Source organism: Rhodanobacter sp. OK091 (assembly GCF_900142825.1).
Lineage (GTDB): Bacteria > Pseudomonadota > Gammaproteobacteria > Xanthomonadales > Rhodanobacteraceae > Rhodanobacter.
In genome coordinates, this window is record NZ_FRCH01000001.1 from 1,002,398 (window position 1) to 1,018,646 (window position 16,249).

Here is a 16,249-nt window from a genome sequence, read left to right on the forward strand (position 1 = left end):
GCGCTGATACTTCAATGCCCACTTCGGCTCTCCCGTCACCCCGCGCGACGAACCATGGCAATCACCGGTGACGTTTGTCGTTATTGCCAGTCGAGCGGAACACGCATCTGCTGAAACGGAGCAATTCACGCGCACTATGTACTACTACCCGGAGAGGACGTCCCTGGCTCTCGAAGCAAAAAAAGAGCGCCCCATGGGCGCTCTGAAAAACTGGTGGGTCGTCCGGGATTCGAACCCGGGACCAATAGATTAAAAGTCTACTGCTCTACCAACTGAGCTAACGACCCATCATTGAAAAACTCAAGCGGACAATTTTACGGGCTGGGCGGCAACGGCACAAGCAATCCTGCGCTCAGGCATACCGCGTGGGATCCGGCAGACCCGCTTCGCGAAACCCCTGCGCGCGCAATCGACACGCATCGCAATGACCGCAGGCGCGGCCTTCGTCGTCCGCCTTGTAGCAGCTCACCGTAGCGGAGAAGTCCACGCCGAGGCGCTGACCCTCGCGCGCAATATCCGCCTTGCCCATGCGCATCAGCGGTGCGTGGATACGGATGCCGGCGCCTTCGACACCTGCCTTTGTGGCCACGTTCGCCAGTACCTCGAATGCCTCGATGAAGGCGGGCCGGCAGTCCGGATAACCCGAGTAGTCGACCGCATTGACGCCGCACCAGATATCGCTGGAACCAAGCACCTCGGCCCAGCCCAGCGCGATCGACAACATGATCGTGTTGCGCGCCGGCACATAGGTCACCGGGATGTCGCCGCTGTCCACGGTATCCAGCGGCACGTCGATGTCGGCGGTGAGCGCGGAGCCGCCGATGCTGCGCAGGTCGATGCTGACCGTCTTGTGCTCGACCGCCCCCAGCATTTTCGACACGCGGTCGGAGGCGGCCAGCTCCGAGTTATGACGTTGACCATAGGCCACACTCAACGCATGTACCTGATAGCCCTGCTCGCGAGCCAGCGCGATGGTGACAGCCGAGTCCATGCCGCCGGAAACCAGCACGACGGCTTTGCGCAATGTGTCTTGAGACATGATGTATTCCACTTCAGAGTGACCGGTCACCGGCCGCAAACGCCACCGGCAACACAGGCCGAAGCGCATGAAACAGGAGTGAGTGGAGAGGAGTGAAAAACGAGTCGGCCTTGCCGCATTCACTCATCTTCCACTCCTCTCCACTCGTTTCTCGCCATCAATGCCCGGCCGCGTCATTCCACAGCAGCTTGTGCAGCTGCATCTGAAAACGCACCGGCAGCTTGTCGGCGATGATCCATTCGGCCAGCTCGCGCGGCTCCACTGCGCCGTGCACCGGCGAGAACAGCACCATGCAGCGATCCGCCAGCGCGTGTTCGACCAGCATCGCGCGCGCCCATTCGTAGTCGGCGCGGCTGGCGATCACGATCTTGATCTGGTCGTGCGGCAGCAGGTGTTCGAGATTCGACCACAGGTTGCGCTTGCTTTCGCCCGAATCGGGCGCCTTCAAGTCCATCACCTTGCGCACCCGCGGATCGACCGCGGAGACATCCAGCGCACCGGAGGTCTCCAGCGACACCTCGTAGCCGGCGTCGCACAGTTTCCGCAGCAGGATCAGACAGCGCTTCTGCGCCAGCGGCTCGCCACCGGTCACGCAGACGTGTTTCACGCCATGCGAAGCCACCTCGGCCAGAATGTCGTCGATCGCATGCCAGCCGCCGCCGTAGAACGAATACTCGGTATCGCACCACACGCAACGCAACGGGCAACCGGTGAGCCGCACGAACACCGTGCGCCAGCCGATCGCATCGGCCTCGCCCTGGATCGAGTGGAAGATCTCGGTGATCCGCAAGCGCTCGGCAACAACCGCAACCGGCGTGGTGGACGCCATGGATGCGTCGTTGTCGCTCATTGCCGTACTACTGCTGCAGGCGCTGCAGGCGTTCCTGGGCCAGGCTGGCTGCCTTGGAACCCGGATACTGGGTGGTCACTTTCTTCAGCGTGGCCTTGGCCGCATCCACCTGCTTGAGCTCGAGCTGGCTGTAGCCCACCTTGAGCAGCGCATCGGACGCCTTGTCGCTCTGCGGAAACTGGCTGAGCAGCCGCTGGAACGACTCCTGCGCAACCTGATAGTTGGTGGTGGCGTAGTAGGACTCGCCCAGCCAGTACCAGGCATTGGGCGCCAGCGCATGATTCGGGTATTGCTGGAGGAAACTGCGGAATTCGCGCGAGGCCTCCACGTAATTGCCCGCGCGAATCGCCTTGAAGGCTACGTCGTAGGCAGCCTGGGCACCGGCCGGATCGGCGGTGCCGCCAGCCGCCGCGGGCTGACCATTACCGGCAGCGGCCGCGTTGCCTGCTGCGGGAGCTGCGGCGGCGCCTGCGCCTGCCGCGGGAGTCGGATTAGCGACAGCCGGACCAGCCGGACTGTTGACCTGGGCACCGGCCTGACCCTGCGGACGGTTGCCTGCGGCCGCACCAGCGCCTGCACCTTCGATACGTCCCATACGGGCATCGAGGTCGCCGTACTGGGCTTTGTTCTTGTCCTCGACCGTCTGCAGCTGATGCTGCAATTCCTCGAGTTGACCCTGCAACTGCTGCACCTGTGCCTGCAATTGCTGCATCTGGTTGACCGCGCCGATACCGGATTGGTCCTTGTTCTGTGCCTGCTGTTCCAGCCGCGCGACGCGATCGGCGAGGCTCAGCCGCGAGTCCTGCGCGAATGCCGGGAACGCGAACAGCATGGCGGACGCGACAGCGCCCGCCATGCTGATCCTGGCTGCAAAGCTGTTAGCCAGTCGCTTCATCATTACTGCGCCGTGTAGACGATCTCGACGCGACGGTTCTTGCCCCAGCAATCCTCGTTGTGCTCACGGCACACCGGCTTCTCTTTGCCGTAGCTGATCACTTCGAGCTGGCTGGCCGAACCACCGGCAGCCTGCAGCGCGCTGGAGACGGCATTGGCACGACGCTCGCCGAGGCCCAGGTTGTACTCGCGCGTGCCGCGCTCGTCGGTGTTGCCTTCGAGACGGATGTGCGACATCGGACGATCCTGCAGGTACTTGGCGTGGCACGCCATGATCTGCTGGAATTCCGGCTTGATTTCGGTCTTGTCGAAATCGAAGTACACGACGCGCTGACGCAGGCAGGCATCGGTATCGAGATCGGCAGGGGTGTACTTGCCATCCGAGGCCGGAGCCTGGGTCTGGGTGTTCTGCTCCATGGGGGGCTGCGGCTTGACTTCAGCCTTCTTGGAGCAAGCGGCCGCGCCTACGCAGAGCAGGGCAACCAGGGCGACGCGAACGGTCTTATTCATGGTGACGTTCCTTAACGAGTTGAGTTCCGACGAACAATGACGATTGAGGTTACGGGGCAGCTCACGCCGGTTAACCGGCTGTTATTTTGACACTTGAAAGACCGACTGTGCGAGATATTGCACAATCGGCCTGACTGGCGATGGCGCAGCAAAGCGTCACCGCCGGAAACCGAAACGCGCCGGAAAGGCGCTGTTCGGGCCCAGTCCCTGGGCATCGCGCTGCCGCACTTGCGTGCAGCAGCGTGGAAAATCAACGTTGCCGGTACGGACCCCAAGCCGGTTCGCGCACATCGCCATCGGTAAGTACCAGGCGCTGGCGAACCAGACCATCGGCCGAGGCGGCATACAGTACGCCGCGACGTCCTTCGGTAGCGGCGTACAGCAGCATGCTGGCATTTGGTGCAAAACTCGGGGATTCGTCAATCGGACCCGGCGAGAGGGGTCGCACCTGGTCACCCAGACTGCGATCCATGACGACTATACGATACACGTTCCCGTTGGCCTGCACCATCGCGATCTGCTTGCCGTCGTAGCTCACCGAGGCATTGTAGTTGCTCTGGCCCTGGAAGGTGATCCGCTGGGCGCTGCCGCCGCTGGCTCCAATCTGGTAGATCTGCGGCCGGCCGGAACGGTCGGAAGTGAAGTACAGACTCTGGCCGTCCGGCGCCCAGACCGGCTCGGTATCGATCGACAAGCTGTTGGTCAGCCGGGTTTCCTGGCGGCTGGCAATGTCGAGCACATACAGCTCCAGATTGCCCACATAGGACAGCGCCACGGCCAGCTTGCTGCCATCCGGCGACCACGCCGGCGCACCGTTGATGCCCTTGGCATGCGACTCCACCAGCTGGCGCGAGCCGGTGGTGATGTCCTGCACGTAGATGTTCGAATTGCCGCTCTCGAACGAGACGTAGGCGATCTTCTTGCCATCCGGCGACCACGATGGCGACAGCAACGACTCCTTGGAGCGGGCCACCACCTGCGGGTTGAAGCCATCCGAATCGGCTACCAGCAGGGAATACGTCGTGTTGTTACCCAGGCCCACGGCGGTGATGTAGGCAATCCGCGTCCAGAACGCGCCGCGCACACCGGTGATCTTTTCGTAGATCTGATCCGCAATCTGGTGCGCCACACCGCGCAGGTCACCGGCCGGCACGGTGAAGGCCTGCGCCAACAGGCTCTGCTGCTTGTTGACGTCCCACAGCTCGTACTCGATCCGCAGCATGCCGCCGCCGGCGTCACTGATGCGGCCAACGGTGATGTAGTCCTGCTTGAGCAGCCGCCAGGTCGCGAACTTGATGTCCGCACCCTTGGCCGGGAATTCAACGATGTCGCTCTTGGCCAGCGAGCGGAATTTGCCGGAACGGTTGAAGTCGTTGCGGATCACGTCGGCGACGTCGGTCGACAGCGGCGCCCCGCCCGCCTGGGCGAACGGCACCACCACGATCGGAGTGGCGGTCTTGACGCCGCCGACGATGTCGACGTTCAACGATTGGGCAGCGGCGGGGCCGGCGAACAACGCCGCCACGGCCAGCAGGACGACGGCGAAGCTTGAGCTGAGTTTGCGCATGGGCTTGATCATTGCGGCCTGAAGGTGAAGGTAAGGTTGCGCTGGAACACGCTTTCAAAACCCTTGTATGGCAGGGTTTTCGTTCGCAGCACCGCGTTTTCGACCGAGCGCCGGCCGGCATCATCGTAGGGGCAGCTGGAATCGACGGTGGCACTCATCACGTCACCACCGGGTGATTGGACGATGTGAACCTGGCACGGAACCGCGGGTATGTTATCCGGCCGCAGCCAGTTCGGCGTGACCGCATTCTGAATGGCGGCGGCATATTCGTCGGCCAAACTGCTGTTCTGGCTGTTGTTGCCGGTCTGGCGCTGCGCCGCCGCGGGCAGATCGGGCTGGCCGTCATCCTGCGCGTTCTTCAGGTCTTCCATCTGCTGCTTGGCCTGTTTGGCCTTGTTGTCCAGCTGCTTGGTCTGAGCCGAGGCCGCGTCCATCTGGGCGAACAGCTTGTCGATCTTTTTCTTCTCTTCCTCTTTCTTCTTGGCCGCCTGCGCATCGATTTCGGATTGCCGTTGGCGATCTTTTTCTTCCTGCAGCTTCTTGGCGTCCTCGGCTTTCAGCGCGGCATCCTCGACTATCTTTTCCTGATCCACCACGTCGACATGCTCGGGGGGCGGCGGCAGTGTCTTGATCACCGGCGGTTCGGTTTGCGGCGGCGTGGGCGGCGGCACCGTCGGCGGTGGCGGCACGGTATCGGGGACCGGCTTGGCCTTCACCGCCTTCGGTGGCGGGCTGCCGGTGGGGCCGATCAGGGTCGCTTCGATGATCTGTCCCTTCAGCTCCAGCGGCTTCGAGCAGGTGATCGGGTTCATCCACGCAGGCAGGTGCAGCGCCTCGAAGGCGCTTTCGTAGCTTGAACACGGCAGGATCGCGAGGAACAGAAACCCCACGATGCCGATGTGCAGGACGGCGGAAAGTACGACCGCCTTCGGCGTCGCCTTACTTTCGTCCATCGGACGTGCTCTTGCCTTGCTCAGGCTGACCCATCAAACCCACCTTGGCGACACCGGCCTGCTGCAGGTCGGCCAGCACCTTGAACACGCCGCCGTAGGCACCGCGTTCGTCGCCACCGACCAGCACGCTGACTTCGGGGTTCTGGCGCACGAACGCGCCCACCTTGAGCTTGAGCGTGTTCTCGTCGACCAGCTCCTTCTTGGCCCCGCTCAGGGTCAGGTAGAGCTGGCCGTCCTGCAGCACCGAGACGAGCACCGGGTCCTTCTTCTGCTGCAGCGACTTGGCGTTGGCCTGCGGCAACTGCACGTCGACGCTGGAATTCATCATCGGCGTGGTGACCATGAAGATGATCAGCAGCACCAGCATCACGTCGATGTACGGCACCACGTTGATTTCGGATTTGAGCTTGTAGCGCCGCTGGCGCCCGGAGGTTCGCATGGCTGCTGCTCCGCTCAGGCTACGTCGTCGGTCTGGATCTGCCGCTGCAGCACGGAGGAGAACTCTTCCTGGAACACGTCGTAGCGCGAGGCGATCCGCTCGACCTTGGTGGCGTAGCGGTTGTATGCCCACTGCGCCGGGATCGCCGCGAACAAGCCCATCGCGGTCGCGATGAGGGCCTCAGAGATATGCGGCGCGACCACCGCGATGGTGACGTCCTTCATCTCGCCCAGGCCCTGGAACGCGCCCATGATGCCCCACACGGTGCCGAACAGGCCGACATACGGGCTGATCGAGCCGACGTTGGCGAGAAACTCCAGGTTGCGCTCGAGCAGGCCGATTTCGCGCGTGCCAGTTACCTGCATCGCGCGCTCGGAACTCTCCATCACGCTGCGCACGTCATGCGTCTTGCGCTGGCGCTGGCGGGCGAATTCGCGGAAGCCGGATTCGAAGATGTTCTCGATACCGCCGTTGTCGGCACCGCGGCCGCTGACCTCGCGGAACAGCTGGGCCAGGTCGCCGCCGGACCAGAAGCGCTCCTCGAATGCCTCGGCATCTTCCATCGCCGCTTTGGTCTGCGTGTACTTGCGGATGATGATCACCCAGGACAGGAACGAGAACACCAGCAGCACCAGCAGCACCAGTTGCACTGGCAGACTCGAGTCCGCGATCAGCGAAAAAATGTTCAGTCCACCGTTCATTGCTTGAAGGTTCTCCGCCAGTTGGCTTGGTTGTCTAGGGTGCGGGTTCGGGAATCAGACCAGCTGGAATCAGATCCGCAGGAATCGGTGCCGGACGCATGCGCTGCAGATCCACGCAGGCCACCCGCACTTGCGCGCGAATCAGGCAGCTGCCGTCCGTCTTCGTGATCGTCTGGGTGAACAGGATACTGGCTGCGCGCCGTTCTTTGACTTCAACCGTTACCGACAGTTCATCATCCAGCAGGGCGGCCTTGAGGAAGTCGATCTGCATGTCGCGCACCATGAAGGCCAGCCCGGTGGCCTCTTTGAATGCCATCTGGTCGACGCCCAGCGCGCGCATCCACTCGCTGCGGGCGCGCTCCATGAAACGCAGGTAGCCGGCGTGATAGACCACGCCGCCGGCGTCGGTATCCTCCCAGTACACCCGCACCGGCCAGCTGAAGGGCGACTCAGACATCGCCCGCCTCGGCATTGAACAGGTCGGCCGGCTGCACCTGCCGCGGCGGCGTCAGCCCCAGGTAGCGCCAGCCCTTGGCACTGATCATGCGTCCGCGGGCGGTGCGGATCAGGTAACCCTGCTGTATCAGGTACGGCTCGACCACGTCCTCCAGCGTGCCGCGATCCTCGCTCAGCGCCGCGGCCAGCGATTCCACCCCGACCGGACCGCCGTCGAAGTTCTCGACGATCAGACCGAGCAGGCGCCGGTCCAGCTCGTCGAAACCTTCCGGGTCGATCTTCAGCATGTCCAGCGCGGCCTGCGCCACCGCCAGCGTGATCTCGCCGCCGGCGCGCACCTCGGCATAATCGCGCACCCGGCGCAGCAGGCGGTTGGCGATGCGCGGCGTGCCCCGCGAACGGCGGGCAATTTCCTGCGCCCCTTCCGGCGCGCAGACGATACCGAGGATGCGGGCCGCGCGTCGCACGATCGCGGCAAGCTCATCGGCGGTATAGAACTCCAGCCGCTGCACGATGCCGAAGCGGTCGCGCAACGGTGCGGTGAGCATGCCGGCGCGGGTGGTCGCGCCGATCAGGGTGAACGGGGGCAGATCCAGCTTGATCGAGCGTGCGGCCGGACCCTCGCCGATCATGATGTCGATCTGGAAGTCCTCCATCGCCGGATACAGCACTTCCTCGACCACCGGCGACAGCCGATGGATCTCGTCGACGAACAGCACGTCGTTCGCTTCGAGATTGGTCAGCAGCGCGGCCAGATCGCCGGCACGCTCGAGCACCGGGCCGGAGGTGGAGCGCAGGTTGACGCCCAGCTCGTTCGCGACGACATGGCTCAACGTGGTCTTGCCCAGTCCGGGCGGCCCGAAGATCAGCACGTGATCGAGCGCACCGCCACGCTTCCTGGCCGCCTCGATGTAGATCGACAGCTGCTCGCGCACCGCCTGCTGGCCCAGGTATTCGGCCAACCGCTTCGGCCGGATGGTGGCCTCCAGCGCGTCGTCGTCGAGCTGGGCGGCAGCGGTGATGATGCGGTGTTCGGTCATGTCGCCATTATGGCGGCAGAAACGGGCGGAGAGGAGTGAGAAGTGAGCGAGATACGGTTTTTACTCGTTTCTCACGCCTCCCCACTCACTCCTAGATTTCGACCTGCGCGCCCAGCTCGATCAGCCGGTTGCCGGGAATGTGGAAGAACGCCGTGGCGGGCAAGGCATTGCGCGCCATGAAAACGAACAGCTTGTCGCGCCACAACGCCATGCCAGGGCGATCGGTGGCGACGATGGTTTCGCGCGACAGAAAGAACGTAGTGTCCATCATGTCGAATGGCAGGTTCGCGCGGGCGCAACGTGTCAGAGCCTGCGGAATGTTCGGGTCTTCGGCGAATCCGAAGCGCAGCTCGAGGCCGTAGAACTCACCGTGCATCGGCGTGATCTCGATGCGTTCATACTCTTCGGCGAGCGGCGTTTCCAGTATCGCTACCGTCAGCATCACATTGCGCTGGTGCAGCACCTTGTTGTGCTTGAGGTTGTGCAGCAGAGCATGCGGCACCGCCTGCACGTTGCCGGTGAGGAATACCGCCGTGCCCGGCACGCGCAGTGGCGGATGCTGGACGATGTTCTCGATGAACGGCGCCAGCGCGAGGCCGCCCTGCTTGATCTCGCGCACCACCAGCTCGCGGCCGCGTCGCCAGGTGGTCATCATGATGAATACGCCCAGACCCATCGCCAGCGGGAACCAACCGCCGTGCTCGACCTTGATCAGGTTGGCGCTGAAGAACGCCACGTCGACGGTGAGGAACAGCAGGCCGAGGCCGACCACCTGCAGCAGATTCCATTTCCACTGATAGCGCGCGACGATCAACGCAAGCATCGTGGTGATCACCATCGTGCCGGTCACTGCAATTCCGTACGCCGCGGCCAGATTCGCCGATGAGCGGAACCCGATCACCGCGCCGACGATCAGCACCAGCAGCATGCGGTTGATCCACGGCACGAAAATCTGCCCGGACATCTCACGCGAGGTATGCACGATGCGCATGCGCGGCACATAACCGAGCTGCATCGCTTCGCGCGTCATCGAGAACGCGCCGGAGATCACCGCCTGCGAGGCGATTACCGTCGCTGCGCAGGCGAGCACTATCATCGGATAGAGCAAGGGTTGCGGCACCAGCAGATAGAATGGATTCGCCGCCGCTTTGGGATTCTCCAGCACCAGCGCGCCCTGGCCGAAGTAGTTCAGCAACAGCGCCGGCAGCACGAAGAAAGCCCAGGCGAGACGAATCGGCCGGCGGCCGAAATGCCCCATGTCCGCATACAGCGCCTCGGTACCGGTCACTGCCAGCACTACCGCGCCGAGCGCGAAGAACCCTCGCGCATGATTGTGCAGGAAGAACTCCACGCCATAAGTCGGGCTGAGCGCCCAGAGCACCTGCGGGTGGTGCACGATGCCGTTGACACCCAGCGCCGCGATGCTCAGGAACCACACCACGCACACCGGACCGAACACCACGCCGATCTTGTCGGTGCCGTGCTTCTGCAGCCAGAACAAGCCGAGGATCACCACGATGGTGATCGGCACCACCCAATGTTCCAGCCCCGGCGCGGCGATTTCCAGACCCTCCACCGCGGAGAGCACCGAGATCGCCGGCGTGATCACGCCATCGCCATAGAACAGCGCCGCACCGAAGATCGCCAGCACCGCGATGACCCAGCGGAGCCGCGGAATGTCCCGCACACTGCGCTGCGCCAGTGCCATCAGCGCCATGATGCCGCCTTCGCCCTTGTTGTCGGCACGCATGATGAACAGCACGTACTTGATCGACACCACAATGATCAGCGCCCAGAAGATCAGGCTCAGTCCGCCCAGCACATTCACCGGGTCCGGCGTGATGCCGCGCTCGCCGAGCACTGTCTGCAGCGTGTACAGCGGGCTGGTGCCGATGTCGCCGTAAACCACGCCGATCGCGCCGAGCGCAAGTGCGGTGAGGCGTTTTTTCGAGTCCAGCGACGGATCGGTATGCAGGTTGTCGTGACTCACGGGATCAACTCCATTACAGAATGTCCGGCAGGGTTGTCATCAACCTGCCAGCGCGGCGCGCAGCGCCTTGCGAATGATGGCTTCGGCGTTGTCGCCTTCGGCGGCAACCTTCTGAACCAGCCGGGTGACTTCGACCGGTTTGTAGCCGAGCTGCTGCAGCGCCACGGTGGCCTCGCCAGCCGCGTCCAGCGGAGCACCGTTTCGGACGGTTGCGCCCGGCAGACTGGACACGCCGTCGAGACGATCACGCAGTTCCACCACGATGCGCTCGGCGGTCTTCTTGCCAATGCCGGGAATCTTGGTCAACGCAGCCACGTCGCCCGCGTGCACCAGCCGCGCGAAGTGGTCGGTGGCGACACCGGACAGCACCGCCAGCGCAATCTTGCCGCCGATCCCGCTGACCTTGAGCAGGTTGCGGAACAGCGCGCGTTCGCTCTCATGCAGGAAACCGTACAGCGTCACGCCGTCTTCCTTCACCGCATGATGGGTGAGCAGGATCACTTCCTTGCCGACGCCGGGCAGGTCGTAGATCGTCGACATCGGCGCTTCGACTTCGTAACCGACGCCGGCGACCTCGACCAGCAGCGAGGGCGGCTGCTTGGAGATCAGGATGCCACGCAGACGTCCGATCATCGGCAGCGTCTCCATGCTTGTTTCGTCGTCGCCTTCATCAGCGACGGCGTCATTACCGGCTTCATCGGCGGCGCTTCCAGGCCGTGCGCGGAATGCCGACGCGGGCCAGGCTGGCGCGAGTGTGTGCATGGGTGACCGCGATCGCCAGCGCATCGGCAGCATCGGCTTGCAACGGACCCTTCAGTCCGAGCAGTACGCCGATCATGTGCTGTACCTGGGTCTTGTCGCTGCGGCCGCTGCCGACCACGGACTGCTTCACTTCGGTTGCTGCATATTCGTGCACCGCAATTCCCCGGCTGACCACCGCGCAAATCGCGGCACCACGTGCCTGGCCAAGCTTCAGCGCCGAGTCCGGGTTGCGCGCCATGAACACGCGCTCGATACCGCACTCGGCCGGCTGATGCGCGGCGATGATGTCACACAGTTCATCAAAAATGCGTTTCAGGCGCAGTGGAAACGTGGCCTCGCCAGCCACCACCAGCGCAGCGTGAAAGACATGGGTGAGCTTGCCGGCATCGTCGACGTCGATGATGCCCACGCCGGTGCGCTGACTGCCCGGGTCGATGCCTAGAATTCGGGTCATCTCGGATGCGATGCGAAAGGCCGTTGGCCTTCCGACTTATTCGGCGGCCTCGGGCGGCAGCACGGCGTTGTGATAGATCTCGTGCACGTCGTCGAGCTCTTCCAGCCAGTCGATCAGGTCGAGCAGGGTCTCCTGCGCCTCGGCGGGAATCGCGACCCGATTGGCCGGGCGCATCACCACTTCCGCATGCGTCGGCTTGAGGCCGGCGGCAAGCAGCGCCTGCTGCACTGCCTCGAAGCTTTCCGGGGCGCACAGCACGGTGCTCTCGCCGGCCTCGTTCACCACGTCGTCGGCGCCGGCATCGAGTGCGGCCTCGAGGATCTTTTCCTCCAGCGCCGCATCACCCGCCGTGGCGAACACCAACTCGCCGCAGCGATGAAACTGGAACGCCACCGAGCCGCTGGTACCGAGGTTGCCACCATGCTTGGTCAGCCCGTGGCGCACGTCGGCGACGGTCCGCACCGGATTGTCGGTGACGCAGTCGATGATGAGGGCGATGCCGGCCGGGCCGTAGCCTTCATAGCGCATCTCGTGCATGTCGGCACCGCCATCCGCACCGGAACCGCGCTTGATCGCACGGTCGATCGTGTCACGAGTCATGTTCGCCGACAGCGCCTTGTCCACCGCCGATCGCAGCCGCGGATTGGCAGCCGGATCAGCGACCCCGGCGCGCGTGGCGACAGTGATTTCGCGGATCAGCTTGGTGAACACCTTGGCGCGCTTGGCGTCCTCGGCATTCTTGCGACCTTCGATGGACGGACCTCTACCCATGACAGTGCCTGCACTCGATCAGCTGAACGAACCGGGAATTTTACCTGATTTCGGATCGCGTGCCGGAATCCCGCCGTGAGGCAGAACAGCGCAGTTCGTGTCGATCAATCGGCCTCGAACCGGCCCTGGCGCAGGAAACGGGCGACACGCTGGGCTACTTCGGCAGAAAACAGCAGGCCGGTATGGTTCGCTTCCACGACGCAATGAGCGGTCAGGCCGGCCAGCCGGGTTTCCTCGACCGCCACGGTGCCATCGTGCTCACCGACAAAATGGCCCAGCATGGCACCGAGGCCGAGCGGCATGCTGCCGGCGATCATGCCGACTTCGCGCGGCCCGTCCCAACGCTCGAAACCCTGTTCCAGCAATTCGCGGTTGTGTCCCAGCAGCACTTCGCCGCCGCGGCCCCAGGCGGCGAAACCGCGCGCAGCCGCACTGCCCTTCAGTGGCGAGCCCAGACAGACGATGCGGCCGGGCGGCGGGTCGCCTTCGAGGCAGGCGCGCAAAGCCAGCAGGCCGCCGAGGCTGTGACCGACCAGATGCACAGCGTCTCCCTCCGTCGCCAGTCCGGTCATGCGTGCTTGCAGCCGATCGAGAATGCGCTGCTGAGTGGCCGCCACACTGAGGTAATCGAAGCGGTGCACGCGAAAGCCGGCCTCGATCAACCGACGATGCAGCATGGACAACGCGAAGCCTCGCATCCATAAGCCGTGCAGCAGGATTACGTGGTCGCTCATGGCATGCCGCCTGGAAGTCGCGCAGGGCGCTGTCGGCGAATCAGCCGGCAGCCTCCTTGCCGGCCGCCACGCGCACATGCAGCTCCTTCAGCTGCGCGTCGCTCACCATGGACGGCGCGTCGGTCATCAAATCCTGCGCACTGGTGGTCTTGGGGAAGGCGATCACATCGCGGATCGACTCGGTACCGGCCATCAGCGCGGCGATGCGGTCGATGCCGAACGCCAGCCCGCCATGCGGCGGCGCGCCGAATTTGAGAGCTTTCAGTAAAAACCCGAACTTCCTCTCGGCCTCTTCGGCGCCGATGCCGAGCAATTCGAATACCGTGCTCTGCATCTCCGGCCGGTGGATACGGATCGATCCCCCGCCGATCTCGTTGCCGTTCAACACCATGTCGTAACCGCGGCTCACCGCGTTGTGCGGATCGGCGCGCAGTTGTGCGGCGTCATCCACCTTCGGCGCGGTGAACGGATGATGCAGGGCGACGAAGCGTTGCTCTTCCCCGTCGTATTCGAACATCGGGAAGTCGGTGACCCACAGCGGCTTCCAGCTGTTCTCGACCAGGCCGCGATCCTTGCCGACCTTCAGCCGCAGCGCACCCATGAAATCGGTGACGGCCTTCCAGCTGCCGGCACCGATGAACACGATGTCGCCGGTCTGCACGCCGGTGGCCTTGAGCACGGCGTCCAGCGCCGCGTCGTCGAGGAATTTCGCCACCGGCGAATTGATCCCGTCGCGACCCTTGGCCAGATCCTCGACCTTGAGCCAGGCCAGGCCCTTCGCACCGTAGCGCGACACATATTCGGTGAGGCCGTCGATGTCCTTGCGCGACAGCGTGCCGCCGCCGGGTACGCGCAGCGCGGCGACACGGCCATCCGCCGCGTTGGCCGGCTCGGCAAACACCTTGAACTCGACGTGCTTCACCGCGTCGGCAACGTCCACCAGCTCCAGCGCAATGCGTAGGTCAGGTTTGTCCGAACCGAAACGGCGCATGGCCTCGGCCCAGGTCATGCGTGGGAAAGACGCATCGAGCTCCACCTCCTGCACTTCGCGGAAGACGTGGCGAATGAGCTCCTCCACGAAATCCTGTACGTCCTTTTCCTCGACGAACGCGAACTCCAGGTCGAGCTGGGTGAATTCCGGCTGGCGATCGGCGCGCAGATCCTCGTCGCGGAAGCAGCGCGCGATCTGGTAGTAGCGGTCGAAGCCGGCCACCATCAGGATCTGCTTGAACAGCTGCGGCGACTGCGGCAGCGCGTAGAACTGACCCGGGTGCACGCGGCTGGGCACCAGGTAGTCGCGAGCGCCCTCGGGAGTGGCCTTGGTCAGGATCGGCGTCTCGACGTCCTGGAAGCCGCGTTCGTCCAGGTAACGGCGCAGCGTCTGCACCAGCTTGATGCGCTTGCGCATCATCGCCTGCATTTCGGGACGGCGCAGGTCGAGGTAGCGGTACGTCATCCGCATGTCCTCGTTCGGGTTCTCGTGCATCGCGAACGGCAGATCCTTCGCGGCGTTGAGAATCTCCACCGTGTCGGCAACGAGTTCGACCGTGCCGGTTTTCAGCTTGTCGTTGACCGATACCCGTTGGCGTATCGTGCCGGTGACGCGCAGGCAATATTCGTTGCCGATCTCGTTGGCCAAGGCAAAGGCCGCGCCGTTGTCGCGATCGATCACCAGTTGGGCCAGGCCTTCGTGGTCACGCAGGTCGACGAAGGCAACGTGGGCCTGCAGTCGGATCTTGTTGACCCAGCCGCACAAGGTGACAGTCTGGCCGATCAGCGACTCATCGATAAGGCCGCAGTAATGCGTGCGCATGCGCTTGAAACTCCGGGCAAGCCGCAGTGCGGCTGAAGCAGATGGAAAAGACCGGGAATATTAGCACTGCGATGCCCGCCGGCGGGTTTCCCGCCGGCCAGCAGCTGCGGGGCTGAGCGCCTCCGCAGCAGCCGGACGGAAAGCGGTTACCAGCGACGATCGACCACGAACTGGCCTCGGCAACCGTGATCCACCCACACGCCGGCGCGATTCCAGCCCCAGCTGTAGCCCTCGGTGCAACGGGTGTCGGACAGCTGCTTCACCAGCCGGACCTGGCCGCGGCGACCGACATCGACCTGGCACAGCTGATAGTGCTTCTTGTTGCTGTCGCACTGCAGGCGGATCTGGCGATCCCAATCCGGACCCGGACGCCAGCCGTCGCCGTCGCCGTCGCCGTCGCCGTCGGGACCACCGTAGCCGGGACGACCGCGCCAGGCTTCCGCGAACAATCCGCGACAACCGCGATCCACCCACAGGCCCTGCCGATCCACGCCCCAGCTCTGGTCACGGATGCAGGCGCCCTTCGACTCCTGGCGGGTCAGTTGGGCATCGCGCCATGGCACCGCGCAACGGTTGAATCTGCCGTTGATGCTTTCACAGCGAATCGTCCTGCCGTCCTGCGCCTGTGCCGACGGCGTCACCGCCAGCGACAGGACACCGAGCAAACCGGTCACCACACCCATCAGGATCTTGTCTGACACATGCATGTGCGTATCTCCTGGTCGAAGTCATCGGCCCGCTCGTACCGGCCGAACCCTGTGAATGCCCTGTACAACCTTTCATCCACGGCGACCCACAACGGTGATCAGTCGGGACTCTTGCTGCCCGATGCCACCGGAGCTGCAGCCGGTGCCGGCGAGGCTGCAGGCGGCGTGGCCGTTGTGCCCGCACTGGCAGCAGGCCGGGTTTCGCCGCTGCCACCCGAGGCCTCGGCCAGATTACGCTTCTTGTCGCCGTCCTTCTTGAAATCGGTTTCGTACCAGCCGCTTCCGGCCAATCGGAACGACGGCGCGCTGACCATCCTCCGCAGATGGGGTGCATCGCAGGCGGGACAGATCGAGGGATCGGTATCGGACAACTTCTGCAGGCGATCGAAGCGGTGACCGCAATGGCTGCATTCAAATTCGTAGATGGGCATGAAAACTCCGGACGGTCCAGCCAACGTGGGGCTGGCAGCGGGTCATTATCGGCGCGTTCGCAAGGAATTCAATGTCCCAACCGGCGCGTGGCGCCGGCCGTACCGCGGGAGTAGCCTGCAGCCAGGGGCAAAACGTTC

General features: G+C 64.0%; 18 protein-coding genes and 1 tRNA gene. All 19 read right to left on the minus strand.

Translation table 11 applies throughout. From position 1 onward, the window contains the following. Window positions 1-211: 211 nt before the first annotated feature. The 19 genes from BUA26_RS04775 to BUA26_RS04865 all read right to left on the minus strand — a co-directional run bounded on the left by BUA26_RS04775 (window position 212) and on the right by BUA26_RS04865 (window position 16,111). Window positions 212-287 (minus strand) — tRNA-Lys (locus tag BUA26_RS04775). A 65-nt stretch (window positions 288-352) separates the two neighbouring features. Beyond that, the gene (gene queC / locus BUA26_RS04780) at window positions 353-1,039 is read right to left on the minus strand and encodes a 7-cyano-7-deazaguanine synthase QueC (RefSeq protein ID WP_072760049.1); all 687 of its coding nucleotides are present in this window, start codon (window positions 1,037-1,039) and stop codon (window positions 353-355) included. A 157-nt stretch (window positions 1,040-1,196) separates the two neighbouring features. Next, window positions 1,197-1,889, minus strand: coding sequence for a 7-carboxy-7-deazaguanine synthase QueE (gene queE, locus BUA26_RS04785; protein ID WP_072758334.1), 693 nt, complete (start codon window positions 1,887-1,889; stop codon window positions 1,197-1,199). Window positions 1,890-1,896: 7 nt separating this feature from the next. Beyond that, a complete protein-coding gene (gene ybgF, locus BUA26_RS04790; RefSeq protein WP_178368534.1) occupies window positions 1,897-2,787 on the minus strand; it encodes a tol-pal system protein YbgF in 891 nt (296 codons plus the stop codon). Further along, window positions 2,787-3,293 carry a peptidoglycan-associated lipoprotein Pal gene (gene pal / locus BUA26_RS04795; RefSeq protein ID WP_072758336.1) on the minus strand — a complete coding sequence of 169 codons (507 nt, stop codon included), beginning with the start codon at window positions 3,291-3,293 and terminating at the stop codon, window positions 2,787-2,789. Before pal ends, ybgF begins: the two co-directional genes overlap by 1 nt. Before the next feature lie 250 nt (window positions 3,294-3,543). Further along, a complete protein-coding gene (gene tolB, locus BUA26_RS04800) occupies window positions 3,544-4,872 on the minus strand; it encodes a Tol-Pal system beta propeller repeat protein TolB (RefSeq protein ID WP_178368535.1) in 1,329 nt (442 codons plus the stop codon). After that, complete coding sequence (gene tolA, locus BUA26_RS04805) at window positions 4,869-5,813, minus strand: cell envelope integrity protein TolA (protein ID WP_072758338.1); 945 nt, start codon at window positions 5,811-5,813, stop codon at window positions 4,869-4,871. Before tolA ends, tolB begins: the two co-directional genes overlap by 4 nt. Continuing rightward, window positions 5,800-6,252 (minus strand): protein TolR, encoded by a 453-nt coding sequence (gene tolR / locus BUA26_RS04810; protein ID WP_072758340.1) that lies wholly within the window; start codon window positions 6,250-6,252, stop codon window positions 5,800-5,802. The genes tolA and tolR overlap by 14 nt, the downstream gene beginning before the upstream one ends. Before the next feature lie 14 nt (window positions 6,253-6,266). Next, a complete protein-coding gene (tolQ, locus tag BUA26_RS04815; RefSeq protein ID WP_072758342.1) occupies window positions 6,267-6,953 on the minus strand; it encodes a protein TolQ in 687 nt (228 codons plus the stop codon). Window positions 6,954-6,987: 34 nt separating this feature from the next. Then, window positions 6,988-7,410 carry a tol-pal system-associated acyl-CoA thioesterase gene (gene ybgC, locus BUA26_RS04820; protein WP_143154177.1) on the minus strand — a complete coding sequence of 141 codons (423 nt, stop codon included), beginning with the start codon at window positions 7,408-7,410 and terminating at the stop codon, window positions 6,988-6,990. After that, entirely contained in the window at window positions 7,403-8,449 is a 1,047-nt protein-coding gene (ruvB, locus tag BUA26_RS04825; protein WP_072758345.1) for a Holliday junction branch migration DNA helicase RuvB, read from the minus strand. The genes ybgC and ruvB overlap by 8 nt, the downstream gene beginning before the upstream one ends. Window positions 8,450-8,540: 91 nt before the next feature. Further along, window positions 8,541-10,439 carry a potassium transporter Kup gene (locus tag BUA26_RS04830; RefSeq protein WP_072758347.1) on the minus strand — a complete coding sequence of 633 codons (1,899 nt, stop codon included), beginning with the start codon at window positions 10,437-10,439 and terminating at the stop codon, window positions 8,541-8,543. A gap of 39 nt (window positions 10,440-10,478) precedes the next feature. Further along, the gene (ruvA, locus tag BUA26_RS04835; RefSeq protein ID WP_072760055.1) at window positions 10,479-11,072 is read right to left on the minus strand and encodes a Holliday junction branch migration protein RuvA; all 594 of its coding nucleotides are present in this window, start codon (window positions 11,070-11,072) and stop codon (window positions 10,479-10,481) included. Between the two features lie 61 nt (window positions 11,073-11,133). Beyond that, window positions 11,134-11,655: a crossover junction endodeoxyribonuclease RuvC gene (gene ruvC, locus BUA26_RS04840; protein ID WP_072758349.1), complete on the minus strand. Its 522-nt coding sequence runs from the start codon at window positions 11,653-11,655 to the stop codon at window positions 11,134-11,136. Window positions 11,656-11,691: 36 nt separating this feature from the next. Then, on the minus strand, window positions 11,692-12,426 hold the full coding sequence (locus tag BUA26_RS04845; RefSeq protein WP_072758351.1) for a YebC/PmpR family DNA-binding transcriptional regulator: 735 nt from the start codon (window positions 12,424-12,426) through the stop codon (window positions 11,692-11,694). Between the two features lie 104 nt (window positions 12,427-12,530). Beyond that, the gene (locus BUA26_RS04850; protein ID WP_072758353.1) at window positions 12,531-13,160 is read right to left on the minus strand and encodes an alpha/beta fold hydrolase; all 630 of its coding nucleotides are present in this window, start codon (window positions 13,158-13,160) and stop codon (window positions 12,531-12,533) included. Window positions 13,161-13,200: 40 nt separating this feature from the next. Then, window positions 13,201-14,973, minus strand: coding sequence for an aspartate--tRNA ligase (gene aspS / locus BUA26_RS04855; RefSeq protein WP_072758355.1), 1,773 nt, complete (start codon window positions 14,971-14,973; stop codon window positions 13,201-13,203). A 146-nt stretch (window positions 14,974-15,119) separates the two neighbouring features. After that, window positions 15,120-15,680, minus strand: a complete 561-nt coding sequence (locus tag BUA26_RS04860; RefSeq protein WP_072758357.1) for a DUF3011 domain-containing protein — start codon at window positions 15,678-15,680, stop codon at window positions 15,120-15,122. A 98-nt stretch (window positions 15,681-15,778) separates the two neighbouring features. After that, window positions 15,779-16,111: an FmdB family zinc ribbon protein gene (locus BUA26_RS04865; protein ID WP_072758359.1), complete on the minus strand. Its 333-nt coding sequence runs from the start codon at window positions 16,109-16,111 to the stop codon at window positions 15,779-15,781. Between the last annotated feature and the right edge of the window lie 138 nt (window positions 16,112-16,249).

Coding starts and splice junctions, on each gene's coding strand:
- queC (WP_072760049.1), bottom strand. CDS start 1,039: ATGTCTCAAGACACATTGCGCAAAGCCGTCGTGCTGGTTTCCGGCGGC.
- queE (WP_072758334.1), bottom strand. CDS start 1,889: ATGAGCGACAACGACGCATCCATGGCGTCCACCACGCCGGTTGCGGTT.
- ybgF (WP_178368534.1), bottom strand. CDS start 2,787: ATGATGAAGCGACTGGCTAACAGCTTTGCAGCCAGGATCAGCATGGCG.
- pal (WP_072758336.1), bottom strand. CDS start 3,293: ATGAATAAGACCGTTCGCGTCGCCCTGGTTGCCCTGCTCTGCGTAGGC.
- tolB (WP_178368535.1), bottom strand. CDS start 4,872: ATGATCAAGCCCATGCGCAAACTCAGCTCAAGCTTCGCCGTCGTCCTG.
- tolA (WP_072758338.1), bottom strand. CDS start 5,813: ATGGACGAAAGTAAGGCGACGCCGAAGGCGGTCGTACTTTCCGCCGTC.
- tolR (WP_072758340.1), bottom strand. CDS start 6,252: ATGCGAACCTCCGGGCGCCAGCGGCGCTACAAGCTCAAATCCGAAATC.
- tolQ (WP_072758342.1), bottom strand. CDS start 6,953: ATGAACGGTGGACTGAACATTTTTTCGCTGATCGCGGACTCGAGTCTG.
- ybgC (WP_143154177.1), bottom strand. CDS start 7,410: ATGTCTGAGTCGCCCTTCAGCTGGCCGGTGCGGGTGTACTGGGAGGAT.
- ruvB (WP_072758345.1), bottom strand. CDS start 8,449: ATGACCGAACACCGCATCATCACCGCTGCCGCCCAGCTCGACGACGAC.
- ruvA (WP_072760055.1), bottom strand. CDS start 11,072: ATGATCGGACGTCTGCGTGGCATCCTGATCTCCAAGCAGCCGCCCTCG.
- ruvC (WP_072758349.1), bottom strand. CDS start 11,655: ATGACCCGAATTCTAGGCATCGACCCGGGCAGTCAGCGCACCGGCGTG.
- BUA26_RS04845 (WP_072758351.1), bottom strand. CDS start 12,426: ATGGGTAGAGGTCCGTCCATCGAAGGTCGCAAGAATGCCGAGGACGCC.
- BUA26_RS04850 (WP_072758353.1), bottom strand. CDS start 13,160: ATGAGCGACCACGTAATCCTGCTGCACGGCTTATGGATGCGAGGCTTC.
- aspS (WP_072758355.1), bottom strand. CDS start 14,973: ATGCGCACGCATTACTGCGGCCTTATCGATGAGTCGCTGATCGGCCAG.
- BUA26_RS04860 (WP_072758357.1), bottom strand. CDS start 15,680: ATGCATGTGTCAGACAAGATCCTGATGGGTGTGGTGACCGGTTTGCTC.
- BUA26_RS04865 (WP_072758359.1), bottom strand. CDS start 16,111: ATGCCCATCTACGAATTTGAATGCAGCCATTGCGGTCACCGCTTCGAT.